The organism is Ruegeria sp. HU-ET01832 (assembly GCF_040371315.1).
Classification (GTDB): Bacteria; Pseudomonadota; Alphaproteobacteria; order Rhodobacterales; family Rhodobacteraceae; genus Ruegeria; species Ruegeria lacuscaerulensis_A.
In genome coordinates this window covers 469,398-487,680 of record NZ_BAABWL010000002.1, presented here as the reverse complement: position 1 = coordinate 487,680, position 18,283 = coordinate 469,398, and the positions used below count along the sequence as shown (strand labels likewise).

The 18,283-nt window shown below is 58.7% G+C and carries 18 protein-coding genes; 12 read left to right on the top strand and 6 right to left on the bottom strand.

What is annotated here, in order from left to right; all coding sequences use genetic code 11:
* The first annotated feature begins 255 nt into the window (after positions 1 to 255).
* The 10 genes from sucC (at position 256) to lpdA (ending at position 10,608) form a co-directional block, all read left to right on the top strand.
* Positions 256 to 1,449, top strand: coding sequence for an ADP-forming succinate--CoA ligase subunit beta (gene sucC / locus ABWV79_RS07635; protein ID WP_170353523.1), 1,194 nt, complete (start codon positions 256 to 258; stop codon positions 1,447 to 1,449).
* 82 nt (positions 1,450 to 1,531) lie between these two features.
* A complete protein-coding gene (gene sucD, locus ABWV79_RS07630; protein WP_170353524.1) occupies positions 1,532 to 2,413 on the top strand; it encodes a succinate--CoA ligase subunit alpha in 882 nt (293 codons plus the stop codon).
* A 1-nt stretch (position 2,414) separates the two neighbouring features.
* Complete coding sequence (locus ABWV79_RS07625) at positions 2,415 to 2,840, top strand: hypothetical protein (RefSeq protein ID WP_353391205.1); 426 nt, start codon at positions 2,415 to 2,417, stop codon at positions 2,838 to 2,840.
* A gap of 24 nt (positions 2,841 to 2,864) precedes the next feature.
* Positions 2,865 to 3,407: a DUF805 domain-containing protein gene (locus tag ABWV79_RS07620; protein ID WP_353391204.1), complete on the top strand. Its 543-nt coding sequence runs from the start codon at positions 2,865 to 2,867 to the stop codon at positions 3,405 to 3,407.
* The gene (locus tag ABWV79_RS07615) at positions 3,404 to 6,361 is read left to right on the top strand and encodes a 2-oxoglutarate dehydrogenase E1 component (protein ID WP_353391203.1); all 2,958 of its coding nucleotides are present in this window, start codon (positions 3,404 to 3,406) and stop codon (positions 6,359 to 6,361) included. The genes ABWV79_RS07620 and ABWV79_RS07615 overlap by 4 nt, the downstream gene beginning before the upstream one ends.
* A 2-nt stretch (positions 6,362 to 6,363) precedes the next feature.
* On the top strand, positions 6,364 to 7,869 hold the full coding sequence (odhB, locus tag ABWV79_RS07610; RefSeq protein ID WP_353391202.1) for a 2-oxoglutarate dehydrogenase complex dihydrolipoyllysine-residue succinyltransferase: 1,506 nt from the start codon (positions 6,364 to 6,366) through the stop codon (positions 7,867 to 7,869).
* Between the two features lie 2 nt (positions 7,870 to 7,871).
* A complete protein-coding gene (locus ABWV79_RS07605; protein WP_170353529.1) occupies positions 7,872 to 8,141 on the top strand; it encodes a hypothetical protein in 270 nt (89 codons plus the stop codon).
* 129 nt (positions 8,142 to 8,270) lie between these two features.
* Entirely contained in the window at positions 8,271 to 8,663 is a 393-nt protein-coding gene (locus ABWV79_RS07600; protein WP_209195342.1) for an MAPEG family protein, read from the top strand.
* Between the two features lie 87 nt (positions 8,664 to 8,750).
* Positions 8,751 to 9,140 (top strand): MAPEG family protein, encoded by a 390-nt coding sequence (locus ABWV79_RS07595; RefSeq protein WP_353391201.1) that lies wholly within the window; start codon positions 8,751 to 8,753, stop codon positions 9,138 to 9,140.
* A 79-nt stretch (positions 9,141 to 9,219) separates the two neighbouring features.
* Positions 9,220 to 10,608 (top strand): dihydrolipoyl dehydrogenase, encoded by a 1,389-nt coding sequence (gene lpdA, locus ABWV79_RS07590; RefSeq protein ID WP_353391200.1) that lies wholly within the window; start codon positions 9,220 to 9,222, stop codon positions 10,606 to 10,608.
* 18 nt (positions 10,609 to 10,626) lie between these two features.
* Here lpdA and ABWV79_RS07585 read toward each other — a convergent pair whose 3' ends face one another.
* Entirely contained in the window at positions 10,627 to 11,193 is a 567-nt protein-coding gene (locus tag ABWV79_RS07585) for a TetR/AcrR family transcriptional regulator (RefSeq protein WP_353391199.1), read from the bottom strand.
* A 102-nt stretch (positions 11,194 to 11,295) separates the two neighbouring features.
* Here ABWV79_RS07585 and ABWV79_RS07580 point away from each other — a divergent pair, with 102 nt between their 5' ends.
* Complete coding sequence (locus ABWV79_RS07580; protein WP_353391198.1) at positions 11,296 to 11,889, top strand: NAD(P)H-dependent oxidoreductase; 594 nt, start codon at positions 11,296 to 11,298, stop codon at positions 11,887 to 11,889.
* Between the two features lie 8 nt (positions 11,890 to 11,897).
* Here ABWV79_RS07580 and ABWV79_RS07575 read toward each other — a convergent pair whose 3' ends face one another.
* Genes ABWV79_RS07575 through ABWV79_RS07560 form a run of 4 tightly spaced genes read right to left on the bottom strand, consistent with a single transcriptional unit; the run spans position 11,898 to position 14,803 of the window.
* Positions 11,898 to 12,503, bottom strand: coding sequence for a pyridoxamine 5'-phosphate oxidase family protein (locus ABWV79_RS07575; RefSeq protein ID WP_353391197.1), 606 nt, complete (start codon positions 12,501 to 12,503; stop codon positions 11,898 to 11,900).
* Positions 12,490 to 13,230, bottom strand: coding sequence for a lysophospholipid acyltransferase family protein (locus ABWV79_RS07570; protein ID WP_170751819.1), 741 nt, complete (start codon positions 13,228 to 13,230; stop codon positions 12,490 to 12,492). The genes ABWV79_RS07575 and ABWV79_RS07570 overlap by 14 nt, the downstream gene beginning before the upstream one ends.
* The gene (locus ABWV79_RS07565; RefSeq protein ID WP_353391195.1) at positions 13,230 to 14,129 is read right to left on the bottom strand and encodes a cell division protein FtsX; all 900 of its coding nucleotides are present in this window, start codon (positions 14,127 to 14,129) and stop codon (positions 13,230 to 13,232) included. Before ABWV79_RS07565 ends, ABWV79_RS07570 begins: the two co-directional genes overlap by 1 nt.
* Positions 14,126 to 14,803: a cell division ATP-binding protein FtsE gene (locus ABWV79_RS07560; RefSeq protein ID WP_170724088.1), complete on the bottom strand. Its 678-nt coding sequence runs from the start codon at positions 14,801 to 14,803 to the stop codon at positions 14,126 to 14,128. The genes ABWV79_RS07565 and ABWV79_RS07560 overlap by 4 nt, the downstream gene beginning before the upstream one ends.
* Positions 14,804 to 14,986: 183 nt before the next feature.
* Here ABWV79_RS07560 and ABWV79_RS07555 point away from each other — a divergent pair, with 183 nt between their 5' ends.
* Positions 14,987 to 15,733: a zinc-ribbon domain-containing protein gene (locus tag ABWV79_RS07555; RefSeq protein ID WP_353391194.1), complete on the top strand. Its 747-nt coding sequence runs from the start codon at positions 14,987 to 14,989 to the stop codon at positions 15,731 to 15,733.
* Positions 15,734 to 15,741: 8 nt separating this feature from the next.
* On the opposite strand, the gene ABWV79_RS07550 is transcribed toward ABWV79_RS07555, so the two are convergent.
* A complete protein-coding gene (locus ABWV79_RS07550; RefSeq protein WP_353391193.1) occupies positions 15,742 to 18,282 on the bottom strand; it encodes a TIGR02302 family protein in 2,541 nt (846 codons plus the stop codon).
* Position 18,283: the final 1 nt, after the last annotated feature.

Below are 18,283 nucleotides of genomic sequence, written 5' to 3'. Positions count from 1 at the left end.
AGGCTGATGTTAGACTTGTCGCCAATGTTGGCGCAAACGTCGCAAATCCTTTATTTGTTGGCACCAATGGCCATGCGCATCCAGATATCGAATCAACGTACGCCGCCTACAAAATTTGTGATCACACCAGAAAATACTGTGATCACAAATGCTGAAAATCTTTGCTAAAAACTGCGTCGGCGGCAAAAAAACCTTTAAACTTGTCCCCCAGACACCCCTATAACGATCTAATCGTAGTCAGACGGGACAATTTCGATGAATATTCACGAATACCAAGCCAAGGCTCTTCTTCGCAGCTATGGCGCTCCGGTCTCCGAAGGTCGCGCGGTTCTGCGCGCCGAGGAAGCCAAAACCGCAGCCGGTGAACTGGATGGCCCCCTTTGGGTTGTCAAAGCCCAAATCCACGCAGGTGGCCGCGGCAAGGGCTCGTTCAAAGAGGCCGACGCCGGTGAAAAGGGCGGTGTCCGTCTGACCAAATCGGTCGAAGAGGCCGCCGAAGAAGCCAAAAAGATGCTGGGCCGCACGCTAGTTACACATCAGACCGGCCCCGCAGGCAAGCAGGTCAACCGCATTTATATCGAGGCCGGTTCCGGCATCGAGCGTGAGCTGTATCTGGCCCTTCTGGTGGATCGCCAGACCAGCCGCATTTCCTTTGTCTGCTCGACCGAAGGCGGCATGGACATCGAAGAAGTGGCCGAGTCCACGCCCGAGAAAATCCTGTCCTTCTCGGTGGACCCTGTGACCGGCTATCAGGCCTATCACGGCCGCCGCATCGCCTTCTCGCTGGGTCTGCAAGGCGCGCAGGTCAAGCAATGCGTCAAGTTGATGGGTCAGCTGTACCAGGCCTTCGTCGAGAAGGACATGGAGATGCTGGAGATCAACCCCCTGATCGTGGCCGAAGGCGGCGACCTCAAGGTGCTGGACGCCAAGCTGGGCTTTGACGGCAACGCGGTTTACCGCCACCCCGACATCGCCGAGCTGCGCGACGAAACCGAAGAAGACCCCAAGGAACTCGAAGCCTCGAAATACGACCTGAACTACATCGCGCTGGATGGTGAGATCGGGTGCATGGTGAACGGCGCTGGTCTGGCGATGGCCACCATGGACATCATCAAACTGTATGGTGCCGAGCCTGCCAACTTCCTCGACGTGGGCGGCGGTGCCACCAAAGAGAAAGTGACCGAGGCGTTCAAGATCATCACCTCGGACCCGAACGTCAAAGGCATTCTGGTCAACATCTTCGGCGGCATCATGCGCTGTGATGTGATTGCCGAAGGCGTTGTCGCCGCGGTGAAAGAGGTCGGCCTCAAGGTTCCGCTGGTCGTGCGTCTGGAAGGCACGAACGTTGAGAAAGGCAAAGAGATCATCAACACCTCTGGCCTGGACGTGATCGCAGCGGACAACCTGAAAGACGGTGCCGAGAAGATCGTGAAGGCCGTCAAAGGCTGATGTCATCCCGTTGGATGGGCTTCGGCCCATCTTTCCCAAGATTTCGGTGGGCTGAGGCCCGCCCTATAAAGGAGAACGCCAGATGGCAGTCCTCATCGACGAAAATACCAAAGTGATCTGTCAGGGCTTTACCGGCTCGCAGGGCACATTCCACTCTGAACAGGCCATCGCCTATGGCACTAAGATGGTCGGCGGCGTGACCCCCGGCAAAGGCGGGATGACCCATCTTGACCTGCCCGTGTTCAACTCGGTCCACGAGGCCAAGCATGTGACCGAAGCGAACGCCTCGGTGATTTATGTCCCGCCGCCCTTCGCAGCTGACTCGATCCTCGAAGCGATTGACGCCGAGATGGAAGTGATCGTCTGCATTACCGAAGGCATTCCGGTTCTGGACATGATGAAGGTAAAGCGCGCGCTGGAAGGCTCCAAATCGCGCCTGATCGGCCCGAACTGCCCCGGTGTCATCACGCCGGATGCCTGCAAGATCGGCATCATGCCCGGCCACATCCACAAGCGCGGCTCGGTCGGCGTTGTGTCTCGTTCCGGTACCCTCACTTATGAGGCTGTCAAACAGACCACTGACGTGGGTCTGGGCCAGTCCACCTGCGTCGGCATCGGCGGCGACCCGATCAAAGGCACCGAACATATCGACGTGCTGGAATGGTTCCTGGCGGATGACGAGACCCACTCGATCATCATGATCGGTGAGATCGGTGGTTCAGCCGAAGAGGAAGCCGCACAGTTCCTGGCGGATGAAGCCAAGAAGGGCCGCAAAAAGCCGGTTGCTGGCTTCATTGCAGGCCGCACAGCCCCTCCGGGCCGCCGCATGGGCCACGCAGGCGCGATCGTCGCCGGTGGCAAAGGCGGTGCCGAGGACAAGATCGAAGCCATGCGCTCGGCCGGTATCGTCGTGGCAGAAAGCCCGGCAACGCTGGGTGAGGCCGTGCTGGAAGCGATTGGGTAAAATGGAACAGGCGCTGATCTCAGAACTGAGGGCAGCGCCCGCCCAAGGGGTGGGCAAGAAGCACCCGCCCTTTGGGGCGGGTTGGGCGATGCCCGGCGGTGCCCACCGTGCGGGTCTCTTAATTTTGCTCTCTTTTCTAGGAACATCTGTTGCATCCGAAAACTCTGGTATTGTTCCAAGGGATCAATTCGTTGTTCGAGCTATTCCAGGCCTCGATGGTGCCGAAACAGATTTACTAGAGAACGACAAGATCGCTTTCACCTATCTGAACATTCGAGTTGACGACGACGAAATGCGTGCAGCGGCCGAATTATGGTGTTCACAATTTGACGGAAAAGCGCGTTTGGTTTCAGACGTGCAAGTGGGACGTTACTACTGGTTGCTCGAACGTCGTCAAACTACGTTTGATTGCACCGGTGTAAACTAAAGAGGAGGAAGAGTTTAAATCGCCATGACCTTCTCCGATGCCATCCGCACCTGTTTCTCCAAGCTCTTCACGTTCTCGGGTCGCGCCTCGCGGTCTGAGTATTGGTTCTTTTTCCTGTTCATCGTGATCTGGAGCCTCATCGCAGGTTTCATCGACCTTCAGTTTTTCACGCAAGTCGCCACGACCGAGACCGAAACGACGAAATCCGTCGCTGCCACATCGAGTCAACCGGTGCAGAGCATTGTCAGCCTAATCGTCTTCTTCCCGCATCTCGCGGTCGCATGGCGGCGAATGCATGATACCGGACGCAGCGGGCTTTATGCTCTGTTTCCGCTGCTCCTGATGGCCGGGGCCGTTGCGGTGCTGGTGTTCGGTATCGGCATGGCGTCCAGCTTCCAGCATGGCGGCAACCTGGATGTCCTGTTCACCCGCGCGACTTTACTGATTGTTATACCCACCCTTCTAATCCTGATGATCTCGCCGCTTCTGGTGCTGTGGTGGCTGACCCGCCCCAGCCAGCCAGGCACCAACAAATACGGTCCCAACCCATATGAGGTAACCCAATGACCGAGCACTCGCCCAACTCCGCCTTTCATGCCTCAAGCTTCATGCAGGGGCACAACGCTGAATACCTGGAGCAGCTTTACGCTCAATACACACGCGACCCGAACGCGGTTGATGCGGCCTGGGCCGAGTTCTTTCGCGCCATGGGCGATGCCTCGCCGGATGTGCAGCGCGAGGCCGAGGGGCCATCCTGGGCGCGCACCGACTGGCCGCAGCAGCCAGCCGACGATCTGACCGGGGCGCTCACGGGCGAGTGGGCCGAGATTGACGCCAAAGCGGCGGGCAAAAAGATCAAGGACAAGGCGGCCTCCAAAGGTGTTGAGGTCAGCGAAGACCAGATCAAGCGCGCGGTGTTGGACAGCCTGCGAGCGCTGATGCTGATCCGGGCCTACCGTATCCGGGGCCATCTGGCCGCCGATCTGGACCCGCTGGGAATGCGCGCCGCGACCAACCACCCCGAGCTGGACCCCAAGACCTATGGCTTCACCGAGGCCGACATGGACCGGCCGATCTTTATCGACAACGTGCTGGGCCTGCAGATGGCCTCGATGCGGCAGATCGTCGATATCGTGAAACGCACCTATTGCGGCACCTTTGCGCTGCAATACATGCATATCTCAGATCCAGAACAGGCTGCTTGGCTGAAGGAACGGATCGAAGGCTACGGCAAGGAAATTGCATTCACCAAGGAAGGACGCAAAGCCATCCTGAACAAGATGGTCGAGGCCGAGGGCTTCGAGAAATTCCTGCACGTCAAATACATGGGCACCAAGCGGTTCGGCCTGGACGGCGGTGAGGCTCTGATCCCCGCGATGGAACAGATCATCAAGCGCGGCGGCGCGCTGGGTGTGCGTGACATTGTTATCGGGATGCCGCACCGAGGCCGTCTTAACATTCTGGCCAACGTGATGCGCAAACCCTATCGCGCGATCTTCAACGAATTCCAGGGCGGCAGCTTCAAGCCCGAAGATGTGGATGGCTCAGGCGATGTAAAATACCACCTCGGCGCCTCGAGCGACCGCGAGTTTGATGGCAACAGCGTTCACCTGTCGCTGACGGCCAACCCCTCGCACCTTGAGGCGGTGAACCCCGTCGTTCTGGGAAAAGTCCGCGCCAAACAGGATCAGTTGAAAGACAACGAGCGTACCGCTGTGATGGGCATCCTTCTGCATGGCGACGCGGCCTTCGCTGGTCAGGGTGTTGTGGCCGAAGGGTTTGGCCTGTCGGGTCTGCGCGGTCACAAAACCGGCGGCACCATGCATATCGTGGTGAACAACCAGATCGGGTTCACCACTGCGCCGCACTTCAGCCGCTCCAGCCCCTACCCCACCGATATCGCGCTGATGGTTGAGGCACCGATCTTCCACGTGAACGGTGACGACCCCGAGGCGGTGGTTCACGCCGCCAAGGTCGCGACCGAGTTCCGCCAGAAGTTCCACAAGGATGTGGTCATCGACATCTTCTGCTACCGCCGGTTTGGTCACAACGAGGGCGACGAGCCCATGTTCACCAACCCGATCATGTACAAGAAGATCAAGACGCATAAGACCACGCTGTCGCTGTATACCGAGCGTCTGGTCAAAGACGGCCTGATCCCCGAAGGCGAGATCGAGGATATGAAAGCCGCCTTCCAGGCGCAGCTGAATGACGAGTTCGAGGCCGGGAAAGACTATAAGCCCAACAAGGCCGACTGGTTGGACGGGCGCTGGTCACATCTGGACAAAAATAAAGACGAATATGTCAGGGGCGATACCGCGATCACGCCAGAAACTATGGCCGAGGTCGGCAAAGCCCTGACCCATGTTCCTGCAGACATTGCTTTGCACAAAACAGTGGGCCGTCTTTTGGACCACAAAAAGCAGATGTTCGACAATGGCAAAGGCTTTGACTGGGCCACGGGTGAGGCGCTGGCCTTCGGCTCGCTTTTGACCGAAGGCTATCCGGTGCGTCTGTCTGGCCAAGATGCGACACGCGGGACGTTCAGCCAACGCCATTCGGGCTTTGTCCATCAGGAAACGGAAGAGCGGTACTATCCGCTGAACAACATCCGGGCCGGTCAGTCACAATACGAGGTGATCGACTCGATGCTATCGGAATATGCGGTGCTTGGGTTCGAATATGGCTATTCGCTGGCCGAACCCAACGCGCTGACCCTGTGGGAAGCGCAGTTTGGTGACTTTGCCAACGGCGCGCAGATCATGTTCGACCAGTTCATCAGCTCGGGCGAAAGCAAATGGCTGCGGATGTCTGGCCTAGTGACCCTGCTGCCGCACGGGTTCGAAGGGCAAGGCCCCGAACACTCGTCAGCGCGTCTGGAACGGTTCCTGCAGATGTGCGGTCAGGACAACTGGATCGTGGCAAACTGTACGACGCCTGCGAACTATTTCCACATCTTGCGCCGTCAGCTGCACCGGACCTTCCGCAAACCGCTGATCCTGGTGACGCCGAAATCGCTGTTGCGGCACAAGCTGGCCGTCAGCACGGCTGCGGATTTCACCACCGGATCCAGCTTCCATCGGGTGCTGTGGGATGACGCGCAGCATGGCAATTCTGACACCAAGCTGGTCAAGGATGACAAGATCAAGCGAGTCGTTCTGTGTTCGGGCAAGGTCTACTATGACCTGCTGGAAGAACGCGACGCGCGCGGCATCGACGACGTCTATCTAATGCGGATCGAGCAATATTATCCTTTCCCGGCGCACTCGCTGATCAACGAGCTTGAGCGTTTCAAGGGCGCCGAGATCGTCTGGTGTCAGGAAGAGCCCAAGAACCAAGGTGCCTGGACCTTTATCGAACCCAACATCGAATGGGTTCTGACCCGGATTAAAGCCAAACATACACGGCCCCGCTATGTCGGTCGCGCCACTTCGGCCTCGCCCGCGACGGGTTTGGCCAGCCAACACAAAGCCCAACAAGAAGCGCTGGTGAACGAAGCGCTGAGCATTGAAGGAAAGTAATGATGTCCATTGAAGTTCGTGTTCCCACGCTGGGCGAGTCGGTCACTGAAGCCACGGTTGCCACCTGGTTCAAAAAGCCCGGAGATGCGGTGGCAGTTGACGAAATGCTCTGCGAGCTAGAGACCGACAAGGTCACCGTCGAGGTCCCCGCCCCCGCCGCTGGCGTGATGGGTGAAATCGTCGCCGCCGAAGGTGAAACCGTTGGTGTTGACGCGCTGCTGGCCACGATTGCAGCCGGCGAAGGCGCGGCCCCTGCCCCTGCGACGGCAGCCCCGGCCCCTGCGGCGGCCCCGGCAGCATCAGGCGACAGTGTCGACGTGATGGTCCCCACACTGGGCGAATCCGTGACCGAGGCGACTGTGTCCACATGGTTCAAACAGGTTGGCGACGCCGTCGCGCAGGACGAAATGCTGTGTGAGCTGGAAACCGACAAGGTTTCGGTCGAAGTTCCGGCCCCGGCGGCGGGCGTTCTGGCCGAAATCACCGCCCCCGAAGGCACCACGGTGGATGCCTCGGCCAAGCTGGCCGTGATCTCGGGCGCAGGTACTGTTGCGGCCCCGGCGGCCGCTCCAGCAGCGGCGGCCCCGGCTGCGGCGGCCACCGGCAAGGACGTGTCCAACGCGCCTTCGGCTGAGAAAGCGATGGCGCAGGCCGGCCTGTCGGCGGATCAGGTCACCGGCACTGGCCGTGACGGACGCATCATGAAAGAAGACGTGGCCCGCGCGGTGGCAACCGCTGCGGCCCCTGCGCCCGCCGCGGCTCCCGCTCCGGCCCCTGCGCCGCGTGCCCCCGTGGCCGCTGACGATGCCGCGCGCGAGGAACGGGTCAAGATGACCCGCCTGCGTCAGACCATCGCCAAACGCCTGAAAGACAGCCAAAACACCGCCGCCATGCTGACCACCTATAACGAGGTGGACATGACCGAGGTGATGGCCCTGCGCAACCAGTACAAAGACCAGTTCGAGAAGAAGCACGGTGTGCGTCTGGGCTTTATGTCCTTCTTCACCAAGGCTTGCTGCCACGCGCTGAAAGAAGTGCCCGAGGTGAATGCCGAGATCGACGGCACCGACATTGTCTACAAAAACTTCGTCCATATGGGCGTGGCCGCCGGTACGCCGACCGGTCTGGTGGTTCCGGTCATCCGCGATGCTGACAGCATGTCCTTCGCGGCGATCGAAAAAGCCATCGCCGAAAAGGGCAAACGCGCCCGTGACGGCAAGTTGTCGATGGCGGAAATGCAGGGCGGCACCTTCACCATCTCGAACGGTGGTGTTTACGGCTCTCTGATGTCCTCGCCGATCCTGAACCCCCCGCAATCGGGTATTCTGGGCATGCATAAGATCCAAGATCGCCCGATGGCGATCAATGGTCAGGTTGTGATCCGTCCGATGATGTATCTGGCGCTGTCCTATGACCACCGGATCGTCGACGGCAAAGGCGCTGTAACCTTCCTGGTGCGCGTGAAAGAGGCGTTGGAAGATCCGCGCCGCCTGCTGATGGATCTGTAATCATGGCAACCCATGTTCTCTGGCAGGCCGATGTAGCCGATTTCGATGCCTGGCTGACCGTTTTCCGCGAAGATCAGCCTATGCGCAAAGCGGCAGGTATCCATGACCTGCACGTCTGGCGCGACCCCGATCAGCGCGACCACGCCATCGCGATGTTTGAGGTGCGCGATCTGGACAAGGCCCGTGCTTTTCTGGATTCGCAGGAATTGGCGATGCACCACGAACGCGGCGGCGTTGCCCATATCCAGGTGAAACTGCTGCAGCCTGTCTGACTCTGAAACAGCCCGTGTGCGGGACGATCTCGCACACGGGCACGCACATACCTGTGAACCCAGCCTGCCTTCACCCCCGGCGGATGGTAATCGCAAGACCGGACTGAGATTTACAAAAGGATAAACATCATGTCTTCCGAGCTTTCGATACTTGCCCTCTATGGCCTTGTGGTCATCGTTGTGGTGCTGCTGAATGTCCTGACTGCAATGTCTCAGGTCGGGCTGATGACGCTGGGTGGCGCGCGCGATGACATGCCGCCTTTGACCGGAGTTGCCGGACGAGTGGAACGCGCACTAGCAAATTCCGTCGTGGCCATGGCCCTGTTCGCCCCTGCAGTTTTAATCCTGTCTGCCAAAGACGCCTTTACCGGTGGTACGTTGTTTGCGGCACAGATCTTTCTGCTCGCGCGGATCGCCTTTGTGCCGATCTACGCCTTTGCCATCCCCGTTCCGTTCCTGCGCACCACTGTCTGGCTGGCAGGATTCCTGGCAACGGCTTACCTTTACCTTCAAGCGCTTTAAGGCGCGACTCGCCGCGCCCTGCACAATGGCGCGGCTCTGACACAGTTTGCCGCGATCAGGCTCTGCAACGAATACCGGATGGTAGACATGACCCCCGAAACCACAGTTCTTACCCTGGCTGCCCTGCTTTGGGTCGTTCAGTTCATCGCATATCTGGCCGTCGGCCACGGCAAGATTGACCTGAACAAAGCCATTGGCCCCCGCGACACGGAGGTTGATCGCCCCGGAGCGTCGGGCCGGATGCACCGCGCGCTCAGCAACATGACCGAGGGGCTGACCCTGTTCGCCATTGCCGCCCTTGTCATTACCGTGACCGGACAGTCGACCTCATTCACCGCCACTGCCGCCTGGATTTTTCTGATCGCGCGCGTTCTCTATGTTCCGGCCTATGCGCTGGGCTGGACACCGTGGCGCACAATCATCTGGATGGCAGGCTTTTTAGCAACTGTCGCAATGCTGCTTGCGGCGCTGTTTTAACCGTGTTTCTCAGGTTAGAATAAAACGCCTAGGGATCAGGGCGCACGCCCACACCATAGAACAACAAAGGACCATTTGAATGGCAAACTATGACGTCATCGTAATCGGAGCCGGCCCCGGCGGCTATGTCTGTGCCATCCGCTGCGCCCAGCTGGGCCTGAAAACTGCCGTTGTCGAAGGGCGTGACACGCTGGGCGGCACCTGCCTGAACGTGGGCTGCATCCCGTCCAAGGCGCTGCTGCACGCGAGCCATCAGCTGCACGAGGCCGAGCATAACTTTGCCAAGATGGGCCTCAAAGGTAAAAGCCCCTCGGTCGACTGGAAGCAGATGCAGTCCTACAAGGATGAAGTAATCGACGGCAACACCAAGGGCATCGAGTTCCTGTTCAAGAAGAACAAGATCGACTGGCTGAAAGGCTGGGGCTCGATCCCCGCCGCCGGTCAGGTCAAAGTGGGGGATGAGGTTCATACCGCCAAGAACATCATCATCGCATCCGGGTCCGAGCCGTCCTCGCTGCCCGGAGTTGAGGTGGATGAAAAGGTCGTCGTGACCTCGACCGGCGCGCTGTCGCTGGGCAAGATCCCGAAAAAGATGGTCGTGATCGGCGCGGGCGTAATCGGGCTGGAACTGGGCTCGGTCTATCAGCGTCTGGGGGCCGAGGTGACGGTGATCGAATTCCTCGACGTGATTACGCCGGGCATGGACCCCGAGGTTCAAAAGACCTTCCAGCGTATCCTCAAGAAGCAGGGCCTGAAATTTGTCATGGGCGCCGCCGTGCAAAAGACCGAGGCCACCAAGACCAAAGCCAAGGTCACCTACAAGCTGCGCAAAGATGACAGCGAGCATGTGATTGAGGCTGACACCGTGCTGGTCGCCACCGGGCGCAAGCCATTCTCGGACGGTCTGGGACTAGAGGCTTTGGGCGTCGAGATGACCCAGCGCGGTCAGATCAAAGTCGGGGCCGACTGGCAGACCAACGTGCCCGGCATCTATGCCATCGGCGATGTGACCGAGGGCCCGATGCTGGCCCACAAGGCCGAGGATGAAGGCATGGCCGCAGCCGAACAGGTCGCGGGCAAGCATGGCCATGTGAATTATGGCGTCATTCCGGGCGTCATCTACACCTGGCCGGAGGTCGCCAATGTAGGTGAGACCGAGGAAACCTTGAAAGCTGCAGGTCGCGCCTATAAGGTCGGCAAGTTCATGTTCATGGGCAATGGACGTGCCAAGGCGAACTTTGCCGCTGATGGGTTCGTAAAGATTCTGGCCGACAAAGAGACCGACCGCATTCTTGGCGCCCACATCATCGGCCCCGCAGCGGGTGATCTGATCCACGAGGTCTGCGTTGCAATGGAATTCGGGGCCTCGGCCGAGGATCTGGCCCTGACCTGCCACGCCCACCCGACCTATTCCGAGGCGGTACGCGAAGCGGCGCTGGCCTGCGGCGACGGTCCGATCCACAGTTAAGTTATGTGACCCCGGCGACTACTTTGCCGGGGTCAACCACGCTATCAAATATCCCTCTAGTCGGTCTGTAAACGTGCTGGCCGAGTGTAGCGCGCAGAATTTCAGCGACATCGCTTGCAAGGCAAAGGCCTGAACCCCTTCGGCCTGTAGGTCCGCCGGAATATCCTGACGCAATTGGGCGGTTTTCAACCAATCGGAAACCAGACGGAAATACCTTTCGAAACACTGCGCAATCGGGCCTATTTCAGCGATCCCCGCCGCCCCTGAATAACGCAGTATCAGATCGAACACATAGCGTTCGGACATCATAAAACTGTGTATCGGCTCCAACGCTACTACAATTTGGTGCACGTTTTGCGGGGACGATCCAGCTTCGACAGAATCAAAACACGCGCTTAGCTTTTCGCCAATCAGGATTTCCATCAAGGCGTCCTTGTCCTTGAAATGCGCAAAGAACGTGCCCTTTGCGACGCCGGCAGTCTGCACCACTTCCTCAACGCGCAGAGCTTCAAACCCGCCGCTCTCAACAACTTCTGCCGCAGCAGCCAACAGGCGCGCTCGAGTTTTCAAAGTACGTTTTTGCATAAGGTTCTTTCGCACAGTTTTTGACCGTGGTCAAATTTTTTATTGACCGTGGTCATTTTTGATTCTAAATAAATGACCGTGGTCAATTTTAGGAGAAATCAAATGAAACTCAAAAAGATCCTCATCCTTGATGGGCACCCGGCTGAAAACAGCCTGTCCAGGACTTTCGCACAGACCTACGCAGACGCTGCACGCGCCAAAGGACATGAAATAAGGATGGTTCATCTGAGCGAACTGCAGTTCGATCACGACTTTGGCCAGGGCAATTACCAGAATTTCAAACCGTTGGAGCCGGTGTTGGAGCAGGTTTTGCAAGACGTCGAATGGAGTGATCATCTGGTTTTGACGACACCCATGTGGTGGGGTGGTCTTCCCGCCAAGCTGAAGGGAATGATAGACCGGATGTTCATCCCCGGCCGAACCTTTGACACCAGAAACACCACCCTGGCAGGCTTGCCCGCACCCTTACTTTCCGGCCGCACAGCGCGCGTGATCCTGACATCAGACACACCTGGCTGGTTTATGCGGCTTGTCTACCGGCAGGCTCTGGTAAGGCAGATCAAAGGTCAGATTCTTGGATTTGTCGGCTTTAAACCGACCCGATTCACTTATTTCGCCGGGGCGAGCCAACCCAAAGAAGGCATCGTGGAACAATGGATCTCACATATCGCTAAGATCGGAGCAGCCGCAATTTAACATTCTGCTTACCACATCGTTTGTCCGGCGCGTGCGCCCCACTCCCGGTCATAGCGCACGCCGCCCTCGTCTCCATCTGACGCTTCGGCCAGAAGTTCACCAACTGTGGGCAGATCGGCCGTCTCGTCCCCGTTGTTCCAGGTTCGAGCGCGCATCAAGGCGCGGGCGCATTGCGAATAGATTTCGGCGATCTGAACGACAATCACGGTGGTCGGTCGTTTACCCTGTTTTTCGAACCGAGCTACCAGATTCTCGTCAGCAGTCACTTTGGCGGTTCCGTTCACGCGCACGACGTTGTTGGAACCGGGCACCACGAACATCAGTGATACGCGAGGATCGCGGACTATGTTGTGCAGGCTATCGAGGCGATTATTTCCGCGCCAGTCCGGCATAGCAATTGTGTGCGGATCCAATTCAAGAACCACCGGGCCGTCATCCCCGCGTGGACTGCCATCTACGCCTTCGGGGCCCACAGTGCTGAGAACGCATAGGCGTGAGGCCATTATCCATTGGCGATACAATGGCGTTATCCTGTGCACCACCTTGCGCAGCGAAGGTGCCGCCGGCGTACCATACAAACCCTTTAGGGTTTCGATATCCTCAACGAAATTCATCAGGATCAAACCCCACTTCTTTCATCAACGTGTTCGAGCGATCCTCTATCACATCTTCTAGGCGTTCCAAAAATGAACCCCGTTCAACACCCGGTTCGATCCGATCAAGAAAGTCGACAATCGCCAGGCCGGGTTTACGCATGATGCCCGAGCGTGGCCAGAACACACCTGCATTTGTGGCGACAGGTACACAGGGAAAACCCAGCCCCTCGTACAGGACCGCAGTGCCCACCTTATAAGGTTTCTGCACCCCAGGCGCGACGCGCGTTCCCTGGGGATAGATGACCAATTGACCGGGTTCGGAGAATTCTTTCGCGACGTCTTTGACCATCTTTGCCACCGCCGCACCTTTTTTACCGCGGTCCACCGGAATGCACCCCAAACGACGCGCGTAAACTCCGATAATCGGGGTCCACATAAGCTCTCGTTTCATGATGAACTTGGCCTGCGGCATCGCGTTGAAGATCATGATGATATCCAAGAAAGACTGGTGCTTCGCGCCTACGACAACCTCATCTACTGGCGCGGTTCCACGCACTTCGCATCGAATACCAACCATCCAACGCGCCAGCCACATAGTAGACCGCGCATAGGACTTGCACGCCTTCCGAGCCCCCTGCTTTGCAAAAATGGCGTAGGGCGCGAAGACGATACCAAGGATCAGCATCCAAACATAGATGACGATCATGAAAACCAAAGAGCGAAACCACTGAACCGCTGTTGCCATCAAGAAAGCTCCTTCAGTTTACGGCTGGCGGCGCTCCATGTCGCCAGAAACGCGACAGTGGCCCCCAGTATCGGAATCAGGATTGGCAGCAGCCAGCCGACCCCTTTGAAACCAAGCCCAGTCAAAAAACCACCTTCATCCGAAGCCTCGGGCAACAGCAGAACACCGGTCATACCAAGAAACATTCCAACCATCGCCCCAAAGAACGCACGATACGTGAACCGCCTGACAAACGCATTGGCGATAAACCGGTCCTGCGCCCCAACAAGACGCAGAACCTCGATGATCTGGGCATTTGCGGCAAGCGACGCATTGGCCGCTAGCGTGATCATCGCCGCTGTAGCGCCCCCGATCAGCAGGATCGAGACCCACCCCAGCCTGCGTAAGGACATCGCCGCATCCACCAGAGGCTCGCGCCATCGGGTATGATCATCCAACACCGCTCCGGGCACCTCGGCCCCCAGGCGCAGACGCAAACCTGCGGCATCCATACCGGGCTCGCCTTCGATCACTTCGATCAATTGCGGGACCGGCAGCGTGTCCAGTGGCAGATCAGAACCGAACCAAGGAGAGAGCAGGGCGATTTGTTCCTCGGCCGTCAAAGCACGGGCTGACGCCACGCCAGGTGTTTGCGACAGAACGGCCAGCGCAGCCTCGGTTTGGGCCGCAAGCTGATCTGCGGGCGCGTTGATGCGCAGGGTCGCCGCCCCGGCCAGCTCGGTAGCCCAACGATCCGCCAACCGTCCCGAAGCTAGTGACAAAGCCAAGGCAAAAACGGCCAGGAACGCCATAGCGCCTGACACGAACACGGTCAGTTGCGCAGTATAGCCGGTGGGCGGGACAACTCGATCAGCGCTGGTGTCCCGCGTCAACAGGTTGCGGATGGCACCGCTACTCATAGATCCGCCCCCGCCAATTGCACTTGTCGCTGAGAAATACGCAACACCCGTGCCTGAACCTGACTTTTGGCCGCCCGTATCAGGCTAAGGTCATGCGTAGCGATCAGCACCGTCTTACCCATCTTGTTCAACTCGACCAACAGGCGCAGCAGTCGTTGGGACATTTCCCAATCAACGTTGCCGGTGGGTTCATCTGCCAAAACGACGTCAGGAGACAGAATCACCGCACGCGCCAGTGCCGCGCGTTGGCGCTCACCCCCGGACAGTTCCGGCGGAAGCGCGTCCTTGCGGTCTCCCAAACCAACCCAGTTCAGCAGCTCCGAAAGGTCCTCTTGTTGCGCAGCTTCACCGCGCCCTGACACCATCAGCGGCAGCGCTACGTTTTCGGCAAGGGACATGTGATCCAGAAATCGGCAATCCTGATGCACTACACCAATCCGGCGGCGCAGCAGCGCCATCTGGTCCCGGTCCAGCCCGGCAATGTCTTGTTCAAATGCGGACAACCGACCCGACGTCGGCAACAAAGCGCCATAGCAGAGTTTGAGCAGCGTCGTTTTCCCTGCCCCCGACGGACCAGTCAAAAAATGGAATGATCCGGACTGCAACCGTAAGGATACATCGCTCAGCAGGGCGCCACCACCATAAGTATAGCTGACATTTTCCAGCTCGATCACGAAAGCCCCCAGTTTGCTTACCGCTCTTCTTGCCCGAGCGTCGTTGTTGTTTCAATGCCTGCACCGGGTCGAATTGGTGACACTTAGCTGGCGAAACCGAAAACACCCTTTGCTGTCAGGTCTTAACGGAATATCATCCCTGAAAAAACTATTATCAGGCCAGTTCCCCGGCCCGGAGGCAGCATGCGTCTTACATGTCCGAATTGCAGTGCCCAGTACGAGGTTCCAGATGAGGTCATTCCCGCCGAGGGGCGGGATGTGCAGTGTTCGAACTGTGAAAAGACCTGGTTTCAAAGCAAACACCCCGTAGCCGATACGGCAGAGGTTGAGTCAAAGGTTGAGCCCGAGACCGTTCCGGTTGCTCCGCCGGTCGACGAACCGGCTCTGGCCCCTGCGCCACAAAAACCCGACGTTGCGGCTGAACAACCGGCCAAATCGGAAGACACGCAGAAATCTGTCCATGTCGATCCTGACGTTGCCAGTATTCTTAAGGAAGAGGCCGCACGCGAGGCTGATCTACGCGCAAAAGAAGCCGAAAACCTTGAGACCCAGCCCGATCTGGGCCTGGATCCTCCGCAGGCGCCCGATCCCGAGGAACGTATCAAGGAACTGACCCGCACCGAGGCAGCAAAGGATGCAGCCGAAGTCGAACCGCTACCGGATGTTGAGGCAATAAACTCGAGCCTGCGCAGCGATGAACCTGTAGCGAAGAAAAATGAGGTTCAGCCCCTGCCACGCAGCTCGGGCAGCGGCTTCAAGCGCGGCTTTGTGATCGCCATCGTCATCGGTGTTGTTTTGCTGTTGCTCTATGCCAACGCGCAGCAGATTTCCGAAGCCGTACCGCAAGCCGATCCGGTTCTGGGCAGCTATGTTTCGCTGGTCGACCAAGCCCGTTTGTGGCTTGAGGCACAGACGGGATCAGGAAGCTAATCCTGTAATCAGAACCGTTCGAGAAGCCGCTTGAGGTATTCCAATTCGATATCGGGGCGATCGGACTCACCCGTGCGGCGGCGGATTTCGTCCAGCAACTCGCGCGCGCGGCGATAGACATCTTCGCCCTGCAACAGGCTGTCATCAGTCGAAATCGTGCCTGAAGAACCGGGGCTGCGACCAAGCGGGTCACGATTGTTGGCTTGCATGTCGCCTTCCTGTGCGCCCTGACCCGGTTGGTTCTGTTGGTTCTGAGCCAGCGCTTCACCAAGCGAACGCATTCCCTCGCGAAGAGCTTCCATAGCTTCGGACTGGTTGTCGATTGCGTCGGCCAATTCATCATTGCGCAACGCTTGCTCGGCCTCATCCATGGCGCGTCCAGCGCGTCCCAACGCATCCCGCGCGGCGTCACCCTCGGGCGTTCCTGCACCGGGCAGGTTTTGCTGTTGTCGTCCCAGCTCGTCTCTCAGGGCCTGCTGGCGATCGGCCAGTGACCCTTGGCCCTGCTGGCCCTCACCAGCCTGATCCGAACCTTGACCCTGACCCCCTTGGCCTTCGTGGCTTTCACCGCGGCCCTGACCTCCATTGCGGCCCTCGTTGCCCTGGTTTTCACCGGCCTGCGCGCCGGGGTTGAACTGCTCCTGCAAATCCCGGAATGCCTGGTCGCTGAGGCCCTGCTGCTCGCGCAGAGTCTCGGCCAAACCTTCCATGGCCTGTTGGCCTTCGGACTGCTGCCCCTGACCCTGGCCTTGGGTGACTCGCATATTTTCCATCATCTGTTGGAACTCTTCCAGAGCTTGCTGCGCCTCGGCCATGCGGCCCTGTTCCATCAGCTCCTGAATGCGATCCATCATCCGTTGCAGATCGTCCTGCGTCATTTGCATGGTCTCGCCGTTCTGACCTTGCTGGTTTTCACCACCTTCGCCATTTTCCTGCGCTAGGCGCTGCAGCTGGCGCATATAGTCCTGCGTCGCCTCGCGCAGTTCTTGCATCAGCTCGGCAATTTCTTCGTCCGACGCGCCGTTCTGCATCGCTTCGGTCAGACGTTCCTGCGCGCGGCGCATACGCTCCAGCGCATCAGCCAGCGTCCCATCTTCGATCAGAACCGCCAATTCCCACAGCGATTGCGCGATCTCTTCCTGCTGTTTCGGCTTCAGATCATATTCGGTAAATGTTTCGAGCCTGCGCAAGGTCACCCGCAGGCGCAGATATGCGGTATCCGAGCGAAAGAACCCCTCGGGCAGATGCGAAACGGCCCGCAACAGCTGGGCCACTCTGGGCGCGTTCTCACGCGACCACAGCAGATCTCGCCGTTGTTCTATGATCGCCGCGGCCAACGGATCAAAGAACCGACGAGCTGGCAGAGCGGTCATGTAGGGCTCTGACTGCCCCTCTTGATCCGCAGCGTCACGCGCTGTCAGAGAGATTTTAACAGGCAGATGTGCCCATGGATGCTGTGAAAAATCCTCAATCAGGTCTTCGACAAAATCCGCACGATCACCGGTGATCGGCATGGGCAGCTCGACCTGAATGGATTCGCGCGGCTCGGGGTCTGTTGTCAGGCCGTAACGACGATCAACCGAAGCCAGATCCAACTCAATCACGGCCGCACCGGACACGACGCCATAATCATCGCTGGCTGCGAATGGCAGCTTCATCTGCCCCCCGGCCTCGGCCTCGGCAATGTCGGCCACGCTGATCATCGGCGGGGCATCGGCTATGACCTTCAACGCCCAGTCCTTACCCGCAGGGCCTTCGATCTTCAGCTCGCCCGACCGGTCCACAACAAATTCCTGTTCGGGTTCAGTTGCAGCCTCGGTGCCAAGCGGAGTGGTCGTCTCGGTCAGGCTGTGTGCGCCGACTTCGCCATAAAACCGCAGGGTGACGCGGCTGCCTTGTGGAACAGATAGTGTCGGATCGGATTGGTCCGCCAAATAAAGCGTCGGCAATCCGGTATAGCGCGGAGGTTCCACCCAGCCTTCCCACGTCGGACCCTGCCCAGCGACGGCCGCACCGGGCGCCATCTCGGCCACCGACCCAATTCGCCAGAACGACCCGAACAAGGCAGCGACAACCAAAGCCAGCAAAGCAGAATAGCGTAATGCATAGGGGTCGCGATCTGCCAGACGCAGGTTGGGTTTGACCGGATCAGCCTGCGCCGCCCGTTGCGCCATTCGCCGCTGATGCGCATGCCACAACGCCACCGAATCCGCATCCATTGCCCCAATGGCCTGATCGTCCATCAGCGCCTGAATGGGGCGACCAGGCAGAGTCTCGTCCAAACGCGCAAGCGCCTCGGTCCGAGTCGGCAGGTGGAATCGCTGCACTCCAAACGCCAAGGCCGCCATAAGGCCAAGCACGGCCAGAGAACCGATAATCCATACGGTCTCAACTGATACCAGATCTTGCAGGCCCAGCATCAAAGCGGCCAAAACGGCCATAATACCCGAGAAAAGAGGCCAAAATGCACGCCAAACCCGTTCGGCCAGCATACCCGCATGCGTCAGCCACAGGGACAGTCTTGGGATCGGCAAGGTCTGTTTGGCCATA